This is a genomic window from Candidatus Planktophila limnetica (assembly GCF_002288365.1).
GTDB classification, from domain to species: domain Bacteria; phylum Actinomycetota; class Actinomycetes; order Nanopelagicales; family Nanopelagicaceae; genus Planktophila; species Planktophila limnetica.
Genome location: NZ_CP016782.1, coordinates 442,087 through 461,213, shown reverse-complemented (window position 1 = coordinate 461,213; position 19,127 = coordinate 442,087). Strand labels below are relative to the sequence as shown.

Sequence of the window (19,127 nt, the reverse complement as noted above, 5' to 3'; positions counted from 1 at the left end):
TTTCCCTTACATGAATTTATCTAGGCCATGAGTTAGGCCTGGATGATTTATAACGCTTCTAACACCGAGTAAAACTCCTGGCATAAAGCCAGCACGATCAAGTGAATCATGTCTAATCGTTAAAGTTTCGCCAACACCGCCGAGTAGAACTTCTTGGTGGGCAACCAAACCTTGTGCACGAATAGAGTGAATCGGAATATCTCCAACTTTGCTTCCACGCGCACCTTCTAAAGATTGCTTGGTCGCATCAGGCATTGCTCCCTTTTTTGAATCTTTTCGTGCCTGTGTCATTAATTCTGCTGTGCGAGCGGCAGTCCCACTGGGTGCATCCACTTTTGCAGGATGGTGCATTTCAACTATTTCCGCGGATTCAAAGTAACGCGCAGCTTTTTCTGCAAATTCCATCATTAGAACTGCACCGATTGCAAAATTCGGTGCGATGAGAACGCCAACCTTAGGATGCTTAGACAATTCTTTGCTCAAGGAATCAATGCGTGCTGAATCAAAACCAGTTGTGCCAACTACTGCATGAATATCATTTTGAATTAAAAATTCTAGGTTTTTCATCACACTATCTGGTGTCGTGAAATCAACGACTACCTGTGCACCACTAGTTACTAATTGATCTAGTGAGTCACCAAGATCTAGTTGTGCAACGAGGTCAAGATCACTTGCATTTGTTACAGCCTTAACCACTTCAGCGCCCATACGTCCGCGAGCACCAAGTACACCAACGCGGATATTTGCACTCATCGTGTACTTCCTTTCGCAAGAACTTTTTCGAAGAGGCTTTCGCTCTTATAGGGACCTACAACTCCAAGGGTAGGCGTTTTGGTTAGAAATTCGCTGGCAATTACACGAACATCTTCCGGTGTTACGCGTGCGACTGCCTTAAGAATTTCATCAAAGCCCATGATGTCGCCATAGACAATCTCACTCTTACCGATTCGACTCATGCGAGAGGCTGAGTCCTCTTGGCTAAGTACTAATGAGCCTCGAACGGCTCCCTTTGCTCTTTCAATCTCTTCATGTGACATTCCATTAGTTGCAACGTCGGCAAGCACCTCTTGAATAATGTTTATTACTTCAGTGGCTTTACTTGGATTACATCCTGCGTAAAAACCAATCTGACCTGAACCAGCAAATTGTTGGGCATAGGAATAAACGGAGTAAGCCAAGCCACGCTTTTCGCGAATTTCTTGGAACAACCGAGAAGACATTCCGCCACCTAGCGCTGAAGAAAGTACTCCCATCGTGAAGCGGCGATCATCGTTGCGCGCGACACCTTCCATTCCGTAAAACATATGTGCTTGTTCGCTCTTTCGATAAATAATGCCGACGCGTCCTTGTTTTCCACGTTTAACAGCAGTGTTGGGACGAATTTGAGGTGTTCCTTGCACATCCAAGAAGTTATCTCGTGAAAGTGCTTCTTCAACCATTGCAACTACACGCTTGTGTTTAATATTTCCAGCTACAGCAACTACTAAGTCTTGAGGTAAATAACGCTTCTTGTAATAATTAAAAACTGTATTTCGAGACATATTGTTGATTGAATCGATAGTTCCCAAAATTGGGCGTCCCAAAGCTGTATCGCCGTAATACGTTTCAGCATATAAATCATGGACTAAGTCACTGGGATCATCATCGCGCATGGCAATTTCTTCAAGAACGACTTTTCTTTCAGCGTCTACATCTTCTGCAGTCACAATAGATGATGTAATTAAATCTGAAATAACATCAACAGCCATTGGCAGATCGGTATCTATCACTCGAGCATAGAAGCAGGTGTATTCCTTGCTGGTAAAGGCATTCATTTCTCCACCAACAGATTCGATGGCTGATGAAATTTCTAGCGCATTTCTACTCGGTGTTCCCTTAAACAAAAGATGTTCTAAAAAGTGAGAAGCACCAGCAGTAGCTGGTGCTTCATCACGAGAACCTACATTTACCCAGATGCCAACGGCTGCACTTCGAACTGAAGAAACTTCCTCAGTAACGATACGCAGACCGCTGGGCAATACTGTGCGACGAACTGACATTTATTCGGCTGAAGCCGCGCCTTCTTCAAGGACCGGAACAAGCGAAAGTTTTCCCTTTGGATCAATTTCACCAATTTCAACCTGAATCTTGTCTCCAACTTTCATAACTTCTTCTAGGTTTTCAATGCGCTTTCCACCATGCATCTTGCGAATCTGAGATACGTGGAGCAAGCCATCTTTACCTGGCATAAGTGAAATGAAGGCACCAAATGCTGCAAGCTTTACAACAGTACCGAGGTAGCGTTCGCCAACCTCAGGCATTGTTGGATTAGCAATCGCATTAATTTGTGCGCGAGCAGCTTCAGCTGATGGTCCATCGGTTGCACCGATATAAATAGTTCCATCATCTTCAATTGAAATGTCTGCGCCAGTCTCATCTTGAATCTGGTTAATGATCTTGCCCTTAGGACCAATCACTGCACCAATCTGATCTACTGGAATTTTCACAGAAATAATTCGTGGAGCAAATGGACTCATCTCATCCGGTGAGTCAATCGCTTCATTCATTACATCCAGAATTGCAAGACGCGCTTCTTTTGCTTGTAGAAGTGCTCCAGCAAGAACTGATGCTGGAATTCCATCAAGCTTGGTATCTAATTGAAGTGCTGTAACGAAGTCCTTAGTTCCGGCGACTTTAAAGTCCATATCGCCAAATGCATCTTCTGCACCAAGGATGTCTGTTAAAGCAACGTATTCAACTTTGCCATCAACATCATCTGAAATCAGACCCATTGCAATGCCTGCAACTGGCGCACGAAGTGGTACTCCAGCATTAAATAGTGCAAGAGTTGATGCACAAACTGAACCCATAGAAGTTGAACCATTTGAACCAAGTGCTTCAGAGACCTGACGAATTGCGTAAGGGAACTCTTCGCGAGTTGGCAGAACTGGAATCAATGCGCGCTCTGCAAGAGCACCGTGACCGATTTCGCGGCGCTTAGGTGTTCCAACACGACCTGTTTCACCAGTTGAATATGGTGGGAAGTTGTAGTTGTGCATATAACGCTTGTGATTTTCTGGATTGAGAGTATCGAGCTGTTGCTCCATCTTAAGCATGTTAAGAGTTGTGATACCAAGAATCTGTGTCTCACCACGTTCAAAGATTGCTGAACCGTGAACACGAGGAATCACTTCAACTTCTGCAGAGAGTGGGCGAATATCGCGCAATCCACGTCCATCGATACGAATCTTTTCGCGCAATACGCGTTGACGTACTAATTTCTTTGTAAGAGAGCGAAATGCTGCAGGAACTTCTTTTTCGCGTCCTTCAAATTGTGCACTTACTGACTCTTTAACGGAGGCACTAATTTCATCAATCTTTGTTTCGCGCTCTTGCTTGCCTGAAATTGTCATTGCCTTTGCAAGTTGATCCTTTGCGGCTTTTTCAACAGCTGCAAAAACATCGTCTTGGTAATCCAAGAAGACTGGGAATTCAGCAGTTGGCTTTGCAGCCACCTTGGCAAGCTTTGATTGTGCATCGCAAAGAACCTTAATAAATGGTTTTGCAGCATCAAGGCCTTGGGCAACAACTTCTTCCGTAGGAGTTGGTGCGCCACCTTTAATCAAGTCAATTGTCTGTGAAGTAGCTTCTGCTTCAACCATCATGATTGCAACATCATCTTTAGTCACACGACCTGCAACGACCATATCAAATACAGCTTTATCAAGTTGTGAGTGATTTGGGAATGCAATCCATTGACCTTCAATAAGTGCAACGCGAACGCCACCAATTGGACCAGAAAATGGAAGACCTGCTAATTGTGTTGACATTGAAGCAGCATTGATCGCGATCACGTCATACATGTGGTCTGGATCTAGCGCCATTACTGTTACAACAATTTGAACTTCATTGCGAAGACCCTTAACAAATGATGGACGCAATGGTCGATCAATTAAGCGGCAAGTCAGAATCGCATCTTCTGATGGACGTCCTTCACGACGGAAAAATGATCCTGGAATGCGACCAACTGCATACATCTTCTCTTCAACATCTACTGTTAAAGGAAAGAAATCAAATTGATCCTTTGGTGTTTTAGAAGCAGTAGTTGCTGAGAAAATCATTGTCTGATCATCTAAATAAACTGCTGCTGCTCCGGCTGCTTGCTTTGCAAGGCGGCCTGTTTCAAAACGAATTTCTCGTTTTCCGAACTTGCCGTTATCAATTACTGCAACGGCGGATTGAATCTCTTGACCCTCCATGGGTCGCTCCTATTCTCGACTACAGCCGAGTCGAGCACAATGAATCTTCGATCGAAGTTCACGGACGTGCAATTTTGATGCACTAATTTTTCCGGAAACCACTACCGAGGACCATTGCCCACGCGGCTAGTAGTTGTGTCTAATTAACGGCGAATGCCGAGTTTTTCAATAATCGCTCTGTAGCGATTGATGTCTGTCTTTGAGAGGTACTGAAGAATGCGTCGGCGCTGACCAACTAATAACAAAAGACCACGACGGTTGTGGTGATCATGTGGGTTAGTTTGAAGGTGAAAAGTAATTTCATCTACACGCTTTGATAACAACGCGATCTGAGCTTCAGGGCTTCCTGTGTCAGTAGCGGAGTTGCCGTATTTAGCAACGATTTCTTTCTTTACTTCTGGTGTTAATGCCATTTCTTGCATCTCCTTTTACTGGGCCACGATGGTTGCCGGTTTGCCACACGGAAACTCTTTTTCTCGTTGGACGTGGCATAGGTTACCAGCGGTGCTGTGGATAGAGGAAATCGAGGCTATTCCTCAGTCAATTCCCGCGCACGTTGGCAATCTTTTGCCATCTGTTCAAGGAGTGGATCAAGTCCATCAAATTTGAGGGTATCTCTTAATCTCCAACCAAATTCAATGGTTGCTCCTTGATCATATAAATCTAAACCAACTTGATCGAGTGCATACGCTTCAACACTTCTAGCGCGATCTCCATCAAATGTTGGATTGGTGCCAATTGAAATTGCTGCTGGCCAACGATTTATTCCAACAGTAAGCCATCCTGCATATACGCCATCAGCCGGAATACATTGACCTTCGATGTTTCCTAAATTTGCAGTTGGATATCCGATTTCACGTCCGCGCGCTTCGCCGTGAATAACAATTCCATCCAAGCGATGAGGTCTGGTGAGTAAATCACGTGCAGATTCAACGTGACCATCTTTGACTAATGTACGAATTCGTGAAGATGAAATATTTTGATTTTCATCTGTAGAGATAGACAGCACGTGTACGTCAAAATTCTTAGATTTACCACTTGCTCGCAATGAATCAATATTTCCCTCGGCTTTGTGCCCATACGTAAAATTCTCGCCCACGACAATATCGCTGGCTTGTAATTGATTCACAAGAACGTTCTCGACAAAATCCTGCGGGGACATCTGCGCAAATTTTGTATCGAATTTGATGACCGCTACTTGATCTGCATTGTGAATTTTCAGTAAGACAACTCGATCTGAAAGAGTTACGAGAAGTTTTGGTGCACGCTCTGGTGCAAATACTGTCGCTGGATGTGGATCAAATGTCAGGGCAATTACTGATCCACCGTCGGCGATTTCCTTGGCGCGATTGAGAATTTCTTGGTGACCACGATGAACTCCATCGAAGACACCAATTGCAACTACGCGCTTACTCATATACGTATTCTGCCACTTCAATTCGCAGGAGCGAAAACTGCAATTGGTTTTGCTCCATCTTCTCGATTTTCCAGCAACGCAATTAATTCATTGGACTCGGAGATAGCAGCATAAATCTGCGCACTAGGTGAAGCAGAAATTTTGCGTCCAAAAGATAGTTCTTGGGACTCAACTAAATCAATCTCACGAACCTGAAAAATTCTCCGTGCAACTTCAACTAATCCCAAAGACTTAAATTGGCCAGATTTAAAATCCTCAAATGGCGTGGCTACATCTTCGCCAAAGGATGCCACTCTGGTGCGGCGCAGAACCGTCAGATGTCCCCCAACGTTTAGTACATTTCCTAAATCACGAGCAATAGCTCTAATAAATGTTCCGGCTGAGCACGTTACTTCAATATCAATTTCAATAGCTTTTTCACTGCGGCGAATTTGCGTAACATCTAATTGCGAAATAGTTACTTCGCGCGATGCCAACTCAAATACTTCACCCGCTCTTACTCGCTCATGTGCACGCTTTCCATCTACTTTAACTGCAGAGACAGAACTCGGACGTTGAGAAATGACACCCCGCATTTCGGATAGAACCTTTTTGATTTCTTCATCAGTGACTTTCAATAAATCTGAAGCACTAGCTCGAGAAATTACTTCGCCTTCGACATCATCAGTTACGGTTGCGGCCCCGAGTGAAATGGTTGCTCTATAGGACTTATCACCATCGGTGATGTATTGAAGCAATCTAGTTCCGTGACCAAACCCAAGAATTAATATGCCAGTTGCCATTGGATCCAATGTCCCAGCGTGTCCAACTTTACGTGTACCCAATACGCGTCGCCCAACAGATACAACATCATGACTTGTCATTGCGCCAGCTTTATCTACAACTACAAACCCATCTGTTGTAGACATATTTTTCAAACGTCATCCCAGTTAGTGATGCGATCAACTGGGGCTGGTTTATTGCTGTTATCAATAATTTTTGGTGCTTTATACGCATCTGATTCGCCCGCATAATTTGCTTCTTTGCGCAGCTTAGAAACTTCTGCATCTTGCTCACGAACTTTTGCCAACAAAGAATCAAGTGCAAGTGCGCTCTCTGGTAGTCCATCTAGAAAAAACTCGATTGATGGTGTTACCCGAACGCCTAAGTCTTTACCAACGGATGATCGAATTACTCCTTTAGCACTTTCAAGTGCTGCGGCAGTGGATTCACGTTGTTCGTCATCGCCAAGGACCGTATAAAAAATCGATGCATGTTGTAAGTCCCCAGTCACACGCGCATCAGTAACCGTTACAAAACCTAGTCGAGGATCTTTAATTTTTCCCTCGAGCAGGCCTGCAACAACAACTTTGATGCGGTCGGCAACTTTTTGACTGCGATGCGATGTGCCCACGATTTATGCTCGCTTCTTCTCGCGCATTTCGTAGACCTGAATTGTGTCGCCCACAAGCATTTCTTTGAGCGTTCCAACACCAATACCGCATTCAAATCCTTCACGGACTTCAGTGGCATCATCTTTAAAGCGCTTGAGCGAATCGATTGTCAGGTTATCTGTGATCACATCACCATTTCTCATCAAGCGAGCCTTTGCATTTCTGCGAATAATTCCATCTAGAACCATGGAACCAGCAATGTTTCCAGCCTTGCTTGATTTAAAGATGTCGCGAACTTCTGCGTTACCCAGAACAATTTCTTCAAATTCTGGCTTGAGTAAGCCCTTAAGTGATAATTCGATCTCTTCAATTGCTTGATAAATCACAGAATAGAAGCGAACTTCAACGCCTTCTTGATCGGCGAATACCGCAGTTTGTGGTTCTGGCTTAACGTTAAAACCAATCACAACTGCAGTAGATGCTGACGCAAGGGTGATGTCACTCTTTGTAATTGCGCCAACTCCACGGTGAATAACGCGAAGATCAACTTCAGCGCCAACATCTAGTTGTAGCAGTGCATCTTCGAGTGCTTCCACAGATCCACTCACATCGCCCTTGAGAATAAGGTTAAGTGTTGTGATCTTTGATTGCTCCATGAAGTCTTCGAGTGAAACCTTCTTGCGTGCTTTTGCGAGCTGGGCATTACGTTCAGCTGCTTGACGCTTTTCAGCAATCTGTCGCGCAGTTCTATCTTCATCTGCAACTAAGAATGTATCGCCAGCACTTGGTACCGATGTAAATCCGAGAACCTGTACTGGGCGAGATGGTCCGGCTTCGAGAACATTTTCACCGTGTTCATCGAGCATTGCTCGAACACGACCAAATGATCCACCAGCAACGATTGCATCTCCAACTTTTAGAGTTCCACGTTGTACGAGCACTGTTGCAACAGGTCCACGTCCACGATCGAGGTGAGCTTCAATTGCCACACCACGTGCTTCATCATCTGCAATAGCGCGAAGATCAATTGCAGCATCAGCGGTGAGAAGAATTGAATCGATGAGTGCATCAATTCCCAAACCTGATTTCGCAGAGACGTTTACGAAAATTGTGTCTCCGCCGTACTCTTCTGCGACCAAGTTGTACTCAGTTAATTGCTGGCGAACCTTGTCAGGATTTGCGCCTTCCTTATCAACTTTGTTAACAGCTACAACGATTGGAACATCTGCTGCTTGTGCGTGGTTAAGGGCTTCAATCGTCTGAGGCATAACACCGTCATCGGCTGCGACTACAAGAACAGCAATATCGGTGACTTTTGCGCCACGAGCACGCATCGCTGTAAACGCTTCGTGACCTGGTGTATCGATAAATGTAATCGCACGGTTGGTTCCGTTGTGATCATGGTGAATCTGATAGGCGCCAATGTGCTGCGTAATTCCACCAGCTTCACTCTTAACAACTTCGGTCTGTCGAACAGCATCTAGCAAACGAGTTTTACCATGATCTACGTGACCCATCACAGTTACCACTGGTGGACGAGCAACTAGTCGATCTTGATCAAGACTTTCAAGTTCTTCACCGAGATCGATATCGAAACCTTGTAGTAGCTCACGATCTTCATCTTCTGGGCTAACAATTTGAATCTGATATCCAAGTTGTGCACCAAGAATTTCGAACGTATCAGCATCCACTGATTGAGTTGCGGTAACCATTTCTCCTAAGTGAAATAGTGCTGCAACGAGTGCTGCTGGATCTGCACCAATTTTTTCTGCAAAGTCTGCAAGTGATGAGCCACGACGCATGCGAATCTGAGTCTTACCATCACCGTGAGGAATAACTGCTCCACCAAGTTGTGGTGCTTGCATATTGTCGAATTCATCGCGCAGCGCTTTTCTACTCTTTGGTTTGCGCTTGCTGCTCTTACTTTGATTTTTTCCAAATGCACCGCCGGCACCGCCGCGACCGCCACCGCGATTTGGTCCGCCACCTGGACGACCACCTGGAGCAGGTGCACCGCCGCCAGTAGTTTTATAAGGACTTGAATTTGCTGCACCAGTAGATGGCGCACCAGTACGTGGTGGGAAATTACCTGTTGAAGGTGGACGCGGTGAAGATGGTCGCGCTGCAAAACCTGGACGCACAGAACCAGGACGTGGTCCTGACATTCCTGAACGCGGTGCACCTGGTGCACCAGTTGGACGTTGTGGCGGACGCGGAACTACGCCACCAGTTGAAAATGGATTGTTACCAGGACGTGGTGGGCGTGGAACTGCGCCACCAGTTGAAAATGGATTGTTACCAGGACGTGGTGTTGCTGACTTCTTAGTTGCATCAGCAGGTGCTGGTGTTTCAGAACTTGGTGTCGATGTGTTTACTTGCGCAGGCGCAATTGATTCTGCGCGAGAAGCCTTAAGCGCTTCGAGATCAACGCCGAGTTCTGCGGCTAACTCTGCTGCAAGTTCGGGATTAACTTCCTTGGGAGCTTTTGCTGCAGCCTTTTTTGCAGCTGCTTTCTTTACTGGCTTTTTCTCTTCTACTGGCTTTGCATCCGGATACATCTCTATGAGACGTCGTACAACGGGTGCTTCTACAGTTGATGATGCTGAGCGAACAAATTCGCCCATTTCTTGGAGTTTTGCAAGAACAACCTTGCTCTCCATACCGAGTTGTTTTGCCAACTCATGTACGCGGACCTTTGACACAGTTCTCCTGTCTTGGCCCGCAATCTCTTTTTCTAGATATTGATCTAGGGGATGCGAGCCTTAGTTGTAAAGCCTCATAACCTGAACGAGCTCATTTGAGTTTCATATCTTTCGCATCCAATTCGTTTGGTTGTTCCGTTAGCTTTAGTGCGTATTTAAATGCGCCCCGAGATATCGCAGTTGCTAAGCAACTCTGATGTACCCAAGCGCCTCTTCCAGGAAGTGATTTTTCGTTATCCAGGACAAGAGCCCCATCAATACAAACCACTCTTAAAAGAGATGTCGGACTCGATTGCTTTCGGCACGTTATGCATGTTCGTATCGAATTGATACTCACTGCCTCTGCCAATCACTCGAATTCAACAGGCTTACTGTACCGCTTGCGCGCTCCTTTGTAGAAATTCTCACTCAGTTGCAGGCGTATCCGGATGGATATCTATGCGCCAGCCTGTAAGTCTGGCGGCCAAGCGAGCGTTCTGCCCATCTTTACCAATTGCTAGCGAAAGTTGGTAATCCGGGACTGTCACTTTTGCACTTCGTGAAAGTAGATCCGTAATTTCCACTCGAGAAACTTTTGCTGGTGCTAACGCATGCGCAACGAAGACAGCTGGATCTTCTGACCAATCAACGATGTCAATTTTTTCTCCATGTAACTCATCCATAACAGCACGTGCACGTGAACCAACAGGCCCAATGAGCGAACCTTTAGGACTTACCCCAGCGCGATGTGTGCGCACTGCAATTTTTGTGCGATGACCTGCTTCGCGTGCCACAGCCATAATTTCAACAATTCGATCAGTAATTTCAGGAACTTCAAGTGCGAATAATTGTTTAACAAGTGCTGGGTGGGATCTAGAAAGCATTATTTCTGGTCCTTTTAAACCTTGCTTAACTTCAACTACAAAACATTTGATGCGATCTCCATGTTGATAAATCTCACCAGGAACTTGTTCTTGGGGTGGAATTTTTCCTTCAACGCGACCCAAATTCACATGAATCATCTTTGGATCTCTGCCTTGTTGCACGATGCCAGAAACGACATCACCGACGGATGCTGTGAACTCTCCGACAATGTCGGCATCGTTTACTTCACGCATTTTCATCTTGATAACCTGGCGCGCAGTCGAAGTTACTATTCGCGCGAATCCTTCTGGTTCATCTCTATCTTCAGAGATTTTCTCTCCGATTTCATTAAAGGTGGGCACGAGTATTTGAATCTCACCAGTTTCGCGATCAAGAGATACCCGTGCCTGACGTTTAGCATCTGGATTTTCGTTATATGCCGTAAGAACACCGATTTCAATTGCAGTGACTAGCTGCTCAAATGAAATTTTCTTCTCAGAAGTTAATTCCGTAAGGGCTGCAATCTCTACATTCATCAGAGATCACCTTTTCGATTAAATTCAATTTCCACTGTGGCTCGCTTAACATCTGCAAACGCAACAGTATGTTCTTTTGATTTGCCCTTAATGTCTTCGATTAAAATTACATGAGATTCTTCTACGGCTAAAATTCTTCCACTAACAACTGAACCATCTAGATTGACAACTTTAACTAGGCGTTTAACATTTTTTTGCCAATGGCGAGGCAGAGTGAGTGGACGATCAACTCCTGGTGAAGTTACTTCCAAGGTAAAAGCAGTTTCGCCCATAAAATCTGCAGTGTCTAACAACTCTGAAATATTTCGAGAAACGCTGGTTACTTGATCTAAGTTAAGTGGAGTCTGTCCATCGACGATACACGTAATGATTCTGTGGCTGCCGGGTGAAAGTACATGTACATCCTCAAGAAAGAAGCCAGCACTTTCAACAGCTGGTTGTACAAGTTCAGTTATTTTCTCACTGAGAGACATTTTGTTCTTCTTTCTATTAAGTTGTAGGTAAATAATAACCTGATAATTCTAAACTTACCAATTCGTTACGGTGTCTATTCCCACTTTCACAATGAGTGCAAGAGTGACAAGAAGAAAAACCTTTCGAATTAAGGTAGAACCGCCACTAATTGCCAAGCGCGCTCCCATCAATCCCCCAACGATGTTCGCTATAGCCAACACCAGTGCCACCTGCCAAATAATTGCTCCGTGAAACCCAAAAACCAGAATTGCACCTAGGTTTGTTGAAACATTAACCACCTTGGCAATTGCAGATGCGCTTAAAAATGCGAATCCTAGATAAATCAAAGTCAACATTAAAAACGAACCTGTGCCAGGTCCAAAAATTCCATCATAGAAACCAATAACTACTCCTGCCAATGCAGAAATTGAAAAACGCTTCTTTGCGTCATGGCGAAGTAGCTCTATGGCACCGAGATCTGGTTTTCGCCATGTATATATTGCAACAGCTACAAGCAAGATGAAAACAATTGGCCGCATTGATTGCGTTGGAATTTTCGAAGCGCTCAGCGCTCCTAAAACCGATCCGATGAATGCAGGAATTGCCATTGAAGCCAAGAATTTTGCATCTGTCTTTACGCTACGCCGATACATCAGAGCAGATGCGCTCGTGCCAAAAATTGATGCAACTTTGTTAGTGCCCAGAACTTCAACAGTGCTTACTTGCGGTAGTCCAATTAAAAGTGCGGGAAGTTGAATGAGGCCACCGCCACCTGCAATGGCATCGACTAATCCGGCACTAAATGCGGCAAGAATAAGAAAGAAAATTGTTGCTTGAGAAATATCACCAAACATGGATTACGAAAGCTTTGAAAGTATCGATGCGATATTTTTAACAGCGTCTGCAACGCTACTTTCGGATTTTTCTCCACTCTTTCTCACACGAATCTCGACGTTGCCTTGTTCAAGTGCTTTGCCCACAACGATAATTATCGGAATACCTATTAGTTCGGCGTCTTTAAACTTAACACCAGCACTTGGATCTCGGCGATCATCTAACAAAACTGTAATACCTAATTTTTCTAATTCCACGCCAATACTTTCTGCAACATCAAAGGGTTTGTCTTCTTTTCCTGTTGCAACGATATGTACCTTTGCGGGTGCAACTTCAATAGGCCATGAAAGACCGATTTCATCATGTGTTTGTTCTGCAACTGCGGCGACCGCACGCGAAACACCAATGCCATATGAACCCATGGTTACTACTTGTGCTTTTCCGTTTTGATCTAAAACCGTTAGATTCAATGCTTGTGCATACTTGCGACCTAATTGAAAAATATGTGCAATCTCAATTGCGCGATCAATAATTACAGGTTCTTTACATGATGGACATAAATCACCGGCACGAACTTCAGCGGATTCAACATAGGCATCAGGTGTGAAATCTCGACCATTGACAACATTGCGTGCATGGCAATTTTTCTTATTAGCACCAGTGACCCATGCAGTTCCTGGAGCAATACGTGGATCGGCATAGAGGGTTATTCCAAAACTTTTAGCATCTTGTGGCCCGATGTAACCTTTAACAAGTTTAGGATGCTTTGCAAAATCTTCTTCTTCGAAAATTCTTAGTTCAGATACGCCGATTAAATTCGCTTGTAGACGTTTGATATCAACTTCACGATCTCCGGGGACCAAAACAGCAATTGGTTTGTTATCTGCCATCAACATAACATTTTTTAGAGTATCGGCGCCTGTATATCCCCCACCGTATTGTGAGTTAAGGACTTCAACTAATGAATCAATCGTTGGCGTATTTGGAGTATCTAATACTTCAAGTGCCGGGAAATCTTTATGTGCGGGTGCATCAATAAGCGTTTTCATCGCTTCAACATTTGCTGCATAACCACATTTTTCGCAGAGTACATATGTATCTTCACCCGTTGGACATGGTGCTAGGAATTCTTCAGATTTAGATCCACCCATTGCACCCGCCATTGCACTGACAATGTTGTAGCTCAAACCCAGGCGCTTAAACGTTTTTACGTATGCCTCACGATGTTTCGAATAAGAAAGATCCAAACCAGCATCGTCGATATCAAAAGAATAAGAATCTTTCATTACGAACTCGCGACCTCGAATGATTCCGCTTCGTGGACGAGGTTCATCACGGTATTTTGTTTGAATTTGATAGAGCGAAAGTGGCAAATCTTTATATGAGGAGTATTCGCCTTTGACCATCAGAGTAAACATCTCTTCATGGGTTGGACCTAATAAATAATCCGCGCCCTTGCGATCCTGAAGTCTAAATAGTTCTGGTCCGTACTCACTCCAACGATTTGTCTCTTCATAAGGCTCTTTTGGAAGCATCGCTGGAAAGTGAACTTCTTGAAATCCTGCAGCATCCATCTCTTCACGGACAACTCTTTCAATGTTTCGCAGAGTTATGTATCCGAGTGGCAACCAAGAGTAAATACCTGCTGCAATTCGTCTGATGTATCCGGCGCGAACTAAGAGTTTGTGGCTTGCGACTTCAGCATCGGCTGGATCATCGCGCAATGTGCGCAAAAAGAGTGAGGACATTCGCAACATGGTGCGAGCCTACCTGAGGGATGGCGTGAGTTGTGTGAGGTTAGTGAACATCAACGGATGGTTCGCCCGAAGCGACACCCGCAGCTTCCATTTCTTCGGCTAAGCGCATTGCTTCTTCGATGAGTGTTTCAACAATTTGTGCTTCTGGAACAGTTTTAATTACTTGGCCTTTAACAAATATTTGTCCTTTTCCATTTCCGGATGCAACACCAAGATCTGCTTCACGAGCCTCACCCGGACCATTTACAACGCAACCCATAACAGCAACTCGTAGTGGCACTGTCATACCTTGCAATCCTGCTTGAACTTTTTCAGCCAATGTATAAACATCAACTTGTGCGCGACCACATGATGGACATGAAACGATCTCTAGTTTTCTCTGACGCAAATTAAGAGATTCAAGAATTGAAATACCAACTTTGACTTCTTCCACTGGAGGCGCGGATAAAGAGACGCGAATCGTGTCTCCAATTCCTTCAGCGAGCAAAATTCCAAATGCGGTTGCTGACTTAATTGTTCCTTGAAAAATTGGTCCAGCTTCTGTAACACCTAAGTGCAATGGATAATCACACTTTGATGCCAATAAACGATATGCATTCACCATTGTCACGGGATCATGATGTTTGACAGAAATTTTAATATCTGAGAATCCATGCTCTTCAAAGAGGCTTGCTTCCCATAGTGCAGATTCAACTAGTGCTTCTGGAGTAGCTTTTCCATATTTAGCAATTAAGCGAGGATCAAGGGAACCTGCATTTACACCAATTCGAATCGGAATTCCTGCATCCCCGGCAGCCTTAGCAACTTCTTTTACTTTGTCATCAAATTGTTTGATATTGCCAGGGTTAACGCGAACAGCTGCGCACCCGGCATCAATTGCCGCAAAAATATATTTAGGTTGAAAATGAATATCTGCAATAACTGGAATTTGAGATTTTTTAGCAATCTGAGCTAACGCATCTGCGTCATCTTGACTTGGAACGGCGACTCGAACAATCTGACATCCCGATGCTGTGAGTTCGGCGATTTGTTGAAGTGTGGCATTGACATCAGCAGTTAACGTGGTGCACATAGATTGCACTGAAACCGGAGAATCACTACCAACACCAACTTTGCCAACCATTAACTGCTTAGTCTTTCGACGCGGCGTAAGGGTCTGTGGTGGTGCCGATGGAATTCCGAGATCAACCATGTCTTTATTCTGCCCTAATTCTTTTTAAGTTGCGACATGAGCGCTATAAATTCAGTTGCACAGGATTGACTATGTCTGCCGCCAAGAGCAGAACTGTCAACGCTGCAAGCACAATGAATACAACCATTGTCACTGGTGCCAACTTATTTACGTTAATTCCTTCTGGGCGAGCTCTTCCTCGAATGCGAGCAAAGAACGCTCTAATTTCATCAGCTATTGCCACTGCCATGTGTCCACCATCTAGTGGAAGTATTGGAAGCAAGTTAAATACGCCCACAAAGAAATTTAGGCTTGCAATGATCAACAAAAATGTTTGAATTCGTTCTGCAGTGCTTAAGCCTTCAGAGCTCACTGCTTGTCCGGAAACTTGAGCAACACCAACGATTCCAACAAGCCCATTTGGATCTCGCTCGCTTCCAGATACCGTGGCACCCCACAGTGCAGGAATTTTCGATGGCAACGAAATAATTGCTTTCACACTGCTACTCATAAACTCCCATGAAACAAGTGCTGAATTTTTAATTGATGTAAAGGGTGCATCTTTGACTAGCTCGTAGCCATTTACTATTCCAAGAAATCCATATTCCTTGCCTTCAACAACTCGTGTTGCAGGAATTATTGAAAAAGTCTGTACTTGCCCGTTTCGATCAATTTCAATGAGGAGTTCTTTACCAGCAGAAGATCGAATCACTTCAACATCTTTAGCCCAATTAGTAACAGGTATTTTGTTAAGTGAAGTGATGACATCGCCCACTTGTAATCCAGCGATCTGCGCAGGCGATCTTGGATCTGTTTTAGCACATGCAGCATTGACCTTAGGAACGCACGGTGAAATTTGTGTAATCGTGTTAGTTGGTTTTGCAGTTCCAATTGCTGCGAAAATAACAAGCAAAATTATGAATCCCAATACAAAGTGCAGAAATGAACCTGCACCAAGAACTATAAGTTTGCGGCCTGAATTAGCTTTATAAAACGCTCGGGATTCTTCACCAGGTGGCATCTCATCCGTTGCAGTCATGCCTTCAATGCGGCAGTAACCTCCAGCAGGAATAGCTTTAATTCCAAACTCTGTTTCACCGCGAGTGAAGGACCACAATCTTTTGCCAAAGCCGAGGAAGAATTCACTGACTCGCATGCCATATTTTTTGGCTGTGATGTAGTGACCAAATTCGTGAATCATGACCGAAAGCAGGAGTGCAATAACAAAAGCTAAAATTCCAATAATTTTCATGAGGAAACCATTCGTTCTAATACTTCACGGGCGACGCTCTGCGCATCCTGCTCTATAGCGCTGACATCACTTAAATCCCGAATCGCACTTGGGGATGATCCACCAAGGCGTTGAACGCTTTGCTCTACACACTCCATAATTGATGTAAATGATATAGAGCCTTTTAGAAAAGCGTGCACTGCTACTTCATTTGCAGCATTAAATATTGCAGGAAGTCCTCCACCGAGTTCGCCGCAGCGTTTGGCTAACTCAATTGCTGGAAACTTCTCGTGATCCACGGGTTCAAAATTCCATGAATGCTTCTGCTTCCAATCCATTGCTGGCGTTGCAGCACTTAAGCGATTGGGCCAATTAAGTGCATAAGCAATTGGGCCCTTCATATTTGGTGGGCTTGCTTGAGCAATTGTGGCACCGTCTATAAATTCCACCATCGAATGAATTACTGATTCTGGATGAATGACCGCTTCTACTCGTGAATAATCCATTTTATACAAATAGTGAGCTTCAATAATTTCATGGGCTTTATTAACCAGTGTTGCTGAATTCACTGAAATGACAGGACCCATTGACCACGTTGGGTGCGCCAATGCTTGATCTACTGTTACCGAAGAGAGGTCTTTTCTCTCACGAAATGGTCCACCTGATGCTGTAAGAATTAACTTAGAAACTTCAGTGGATTTACCTGACATGAGACATTGCCACAGTGCACTGTGTTCTGAATCCACAGGAATGATCTGATTCTCTTTTGCAAGTGACATAACTAAATCCCCTGCAGCCACCAGTGATTCTTTATTTGCAAGTGCCAAACGATTTCCAACTTTTAAGGCACTTAATGTTGCTGCTAATCCGATCGAGCCAGTTATTGCATTGAGAACTACATCGCATGTAATAGATGCCACCTGTGCAGCTGCATCGGCACCGTCAATGACGCTCACGCCGGGCAGCGCTTCGCGTATCAGTTCCGCATTATGGATTGTGCCGATGACTCCGACATCGAATTTCTTGGCTTGTTCAATTAGAGCATGTGGGTTATTTCCTGCAGAAGTGATGCCGACAACCCTGAATTTTCCTGGGTTAGCAGTGACTATTTCTAGGGCCTGAACACCAATAGATCCTGTTGAACCAAGAATCACCAGGTCTCTCATGTGGATATCTTCTCACGGCCAAAGTAGACTGGGGAAATGAGTACACCAATTGCGCCAGTTGAACAGAAACGTAAAGTCATCACTGCGATCCCAGGACCAAAATCGACGCAGATTATTGCTCGTAGAGCCGCAGCAGTTTCAGCATCACTTGGTATGTCGATGCCAGCGGTCATTGAACGAGCAGCTGGTGGAATCTTGGTAGATGTCGACGGAAACCACATTATTGATCTTGGTGCAGGTATCGCTGTTGTTAACGTTGGAAATAGCGCACCACACGTTGTTGAAAATGTTCAACGACAGGTAGCTGAATTCACACACACTTGTTTTATGGTTGCTCCTTACCTTGGATACATTGAAGTCTGCGAAGCTCTTAACCGTTTAACTCCTGGAAAATTTGCAAAGAAGTCAGTGCTTCTTAACTCTGGCGCAGAAGCACTGGAGAATGCAGTCAAGATTGCTCGCTCATTCACAAAGCGTCAAGCAATTGTTGTCTTTGAACATGGCTATCACGGTCGCACAAACTTGACTATGGGTATGACTGCAAAAAATATGCCATACAAAGATAGTTTTGGTCCATTTACTCCAGAAATTTATCGCATGCCCATGGCTTACCCATATCGCTGGGAAGGCGGAGCAGCAGCGTGTGAAAAAGATGCGCTCGACGTTGTGATTCATAAAATGGATAAAGAAATTGGCGGAAAGAACATTGCCGCAATCGTTATCGAACCAATCCAAGGCGAGGGTGGATTTATCATTCCACCTAAAGGTTTCATGCCTGGATTAGCGAAATACGCAAAAGATAATGGTGCGCTATTTATTGCAGATGAAGTTCAAACAGGGTTTGCCCGCACAGGACAGATGTTTGCTTCAGAAGATGAAAATCTTGAGCCAGATTTAATTACAACCGCCAAGGGAATTGCGGGTGGATTACCACTTGCCGCCGTTACTGGTCGCGCAGATGTCATGGATTCAATTCATGCAAGCGGATTAGGTGGAACATATGGTGGCTCCCCTGTTGCATGCGCCGCAGCGCTAGGAGCAATTAAAACTATTGAAGAAGACAAGCTCGTAGATCGTGCCAAGAAAATCGGCGCAATCATGAGCGATGAACTCTATAAAATGAAAGCAAAGCATTCAATCATCGGTGAAGTCCGTGGTCGTGGAGCAATGCAGGCAATCGAATTAGTAATCCCTGGTGGCACAGAACCAAACACTGCAGCCCTTGGAAAAATTGTTAAGTACTGCCAAGAAAAGGGTGTGCTTATTCTGACTGCTGGAACTTATTCGAACGTAATTCGTTTAATTCCACCACTAGTTATTCCTGAAGATTTATTGCGAGAAGGTTTATCTATTCTTGATGAAGCGATAACCGCAGTTCTCAATGAATCTCTTGTCAGCGCCTAATT

At 44.5% G+C, this 19,127-nt stretch carries 17 protein-coding genes; 1 reads left to right on the top strand and 16 read right to left on the bottom strand.

The annotated features are described in order from the left end of the window. Nucleotides 1–6 precede the first annotated feature (6 nt). The 16 genes from dapB to dxr form a co-directional block, all read right to left on the bottom strand. On the bottom strand, nt 7–753 hold the full coding sequence (gene dapB, locus PHILAsVB114_RS02480) for a 4-hydroxy-tetrahydrodipicolinate reductase (RefSeq protein WP_095697821.1): 747 nt from the start codon (nt 751–753) through the stop codon (nt 7–9). Continuing rightward, a complete protein-coding gene (locus PHILAsVB114_RS02475; RefSeq protein ID WP_095697820.1) occupies nt 750–2,039 on the bottom strand; it encodes a M16 family metallopeptidase in 1,290 nt (429 codons plus the stop codon). The genes dapB and PHILAsVB114_RS02475 overlap by 4 nt, the downstream gene beginning before the upstream one ends. After that, nucleotides 2,040–4,238 carry a polyribonucleotide nucleotidyltransferase gene (locus PHILAsVB114_RS02470; RefSeq protein ID WP_095697819.1) on the bottom strand — a complete coding sequence of 733 codons (2,199 nt, stop codon included), beginning with the start codon at nt 4,236–4,238 and terminating at the stop codon, nt 2,040–2,042. 143 nt (nt 4,239–4,381) lie between these two features. Continuing rightward, entirely contained in the window at nt 4,382–4,651 is a 270-nt protein-coding gene (rpsO, locus tag PHILAsVB114_RS02465; RefSeq protein ID WP_095697818.1) for a 30S ribosomal protein S15, read from the bottom strand. A gap of 116 nt (nt 4,652–4,767) precedes the next feature. Beyond that, nucleotides 4,768–5,655 (bottom strand): bifunctional riboflavin kinase/FAD synthetase, encoded by an 888-nt coding sequence (locus PHILAsVB114_RS02460; protein WP_095697817.1) that lies wholly within the window; start codon nt 5,653–5,655, stop codon nt 4,768–4,770. A gap of 17 nt (nt 5,656–5,672) precedes the next feature. Further along, the gene (gene truB / locus PHILAsVB114_RS02455; protein WP_095697816.1) at nt 5,673–6,563 is read right to left on the bottom strand and encodes a tRNA pseudouridine(55) synthase TruB; all 891 of its coding nucleotides are present in this window, start codon (nt 6,561–6,563) and stop codon (nt 5,673–5,675) included. Between the two features lie 5 nt (nt 6,564–6,568). Then, the gene (gene rbfA / locus PHILAsVB114_RS02450) at nt 6,569–7,048 is read right to left on the bottom strand and encodes a 30S ribosome-binding factor RbfA (protein ID WP_095697815.1); all 480 of its coding nucleotides are present in this window, start codon (nt 7,046–7,048) and stop codon (nt 6,569–6,571) included. A gap of 3 nt (nt 7,049–7,051) precedes the next feature. Then, nucleotides 7,052–9,730, bottom strand: coding sequence for a translation initiation factor IF-2 (gene infB / locus PHILAsVB114_RS02445; protein ID WP_095697814.1), 2,679 nt, complete (start codon nt 9,728–9,730; stop codon nt 7,052–7,054). A gap of 91 nt (nt 9,731–9,821) precedes the next feature. Then, nucleotides 9,822–10,067 carry a YlxR family protein gene (locus PHILAsVB114_RS07050; RefSeq protein WP_204246825.1) on the bottom strand — a complete coding sequence of 82 codons (246 nt, stop codon included), beginning with the start codon at nt 10,065–10,067 and terminating at the stop codon, nt 9,822–9,824. A gap of 67 nt (nt 10,068–10,134) precedes the next feature. Further along, nucleotides 10,135–11,109, bottom strand: a complete 975-nt coding sequence (gene nusA, locus PHILAsVB114_RS02435; RefSeq protein WP_095697812.1) for a transcription termination factor NusA — start codon at nt 11,107–11,109, stop codon at nt 10,135–10,137. Beyond that, on the bottom strand, nt 11,109–11,582 hold the full coding sequence (gene rimP, locus PHILAsVB114_RS02430; RefSeq protein ID WP_095697811.1) for a ribosome maturation factor RimP: 474 nt from the start codon (nt 11,580–11,582) through the stop codon (nt 11,109–11,111). Before rimP ends, nusA begins: the two co-directional genes overlap by 1 nt. Before the next feature lie 54 nt (nt 11,583–11,636). Next, nucleotides 11,637–12,416 (bottom strand): sulfite exporter TauE/SafE family protein, encoded by a 780-nt coding sequence (locus PHILAsVB114_RS02425; RefSeq protein ID WP_095697810.1) that lies wholly within the window; start codon nt 12,414–12,416, stop codon nt 11,637–11,639. Between the two features lie 3 nt (nt 12,417–12,419). Beyond that, nucleotides 12,420–14,153 carry a proline--tRNA ligase gene (locus tag PHILAsVB114_RS02420; protein WP_095697809.1) on the bottom strand — a complete coding sequence of 578 codons (1,734 nt, stop codon included), beginning with the start codon at nt 14,151–14,153 and terminating at the stop codon, nt 12,420–12,422. A gap of 40 nt (nt 14,154–14,193) precedes the next feature. Further along, entirely contained in the window at nt 14,194–15,345 is a 1,152-nt protein-coding gene (gene ispG, locus PHILAsVB114_RS02415) for a flavodoxin-dependent (E)-4-hydroxy-3-methylbut-2-enyl-diphosphate synthase (RefSeq protein WP_095697808.1), read from the bottom strand. A gap of 43 nt (nt 15,346–15,388) precedes the next feature. Further along, nucleotides 15,389–16,576, bottom strand: a complete 1,188-nt coding sequence (locus tag PHILAsVB114_RS02410; RefSeq protein ID WP_095697807.1) for a M50 family metallopeptidase — start codon at nt 16,574–16,576, stop codon at nt 15,389–15,391. Continuing rightward, complete coding sequence (dxr, locus tag PHILAsVB114_RS02405) at nt 16,573–17,721, bottom strand: 1-deoxy-D-xylulose-5-phosphate reductoisomerase (RefSeq protein ID WP_095697806.1); 1,149 nt, start codon at nt 17,719–17,721, stop codon at nt 16,573–16,575. Before dxr ends, PHILAsVB114_RS02410 begins: the two co-directional genes overlap by 4 nt. A gap of 36 nt (nt 17,722–17,757) precedes the next feature. On the opposite strand from dxr, the gene gabT reads away from it, so the two are divergent. Continuing rightward, the gene (gene gabT, locus PHILAsVB114_RS02400; protein ID WP_095697805.1) at nt 17,758–19,125 is read left to right on the top strand and encodes a 4-aminobutyrate--2-oxoglutarate transaminase; all 1,368 of its coding nucleotides are present in this window, start codon (nt 17,758–17,760) and stop codon (nt 19,123–19,125) included. The last annotated feature ends 2 nt before the right edge of the window (nt 19,126–19,127 follow it).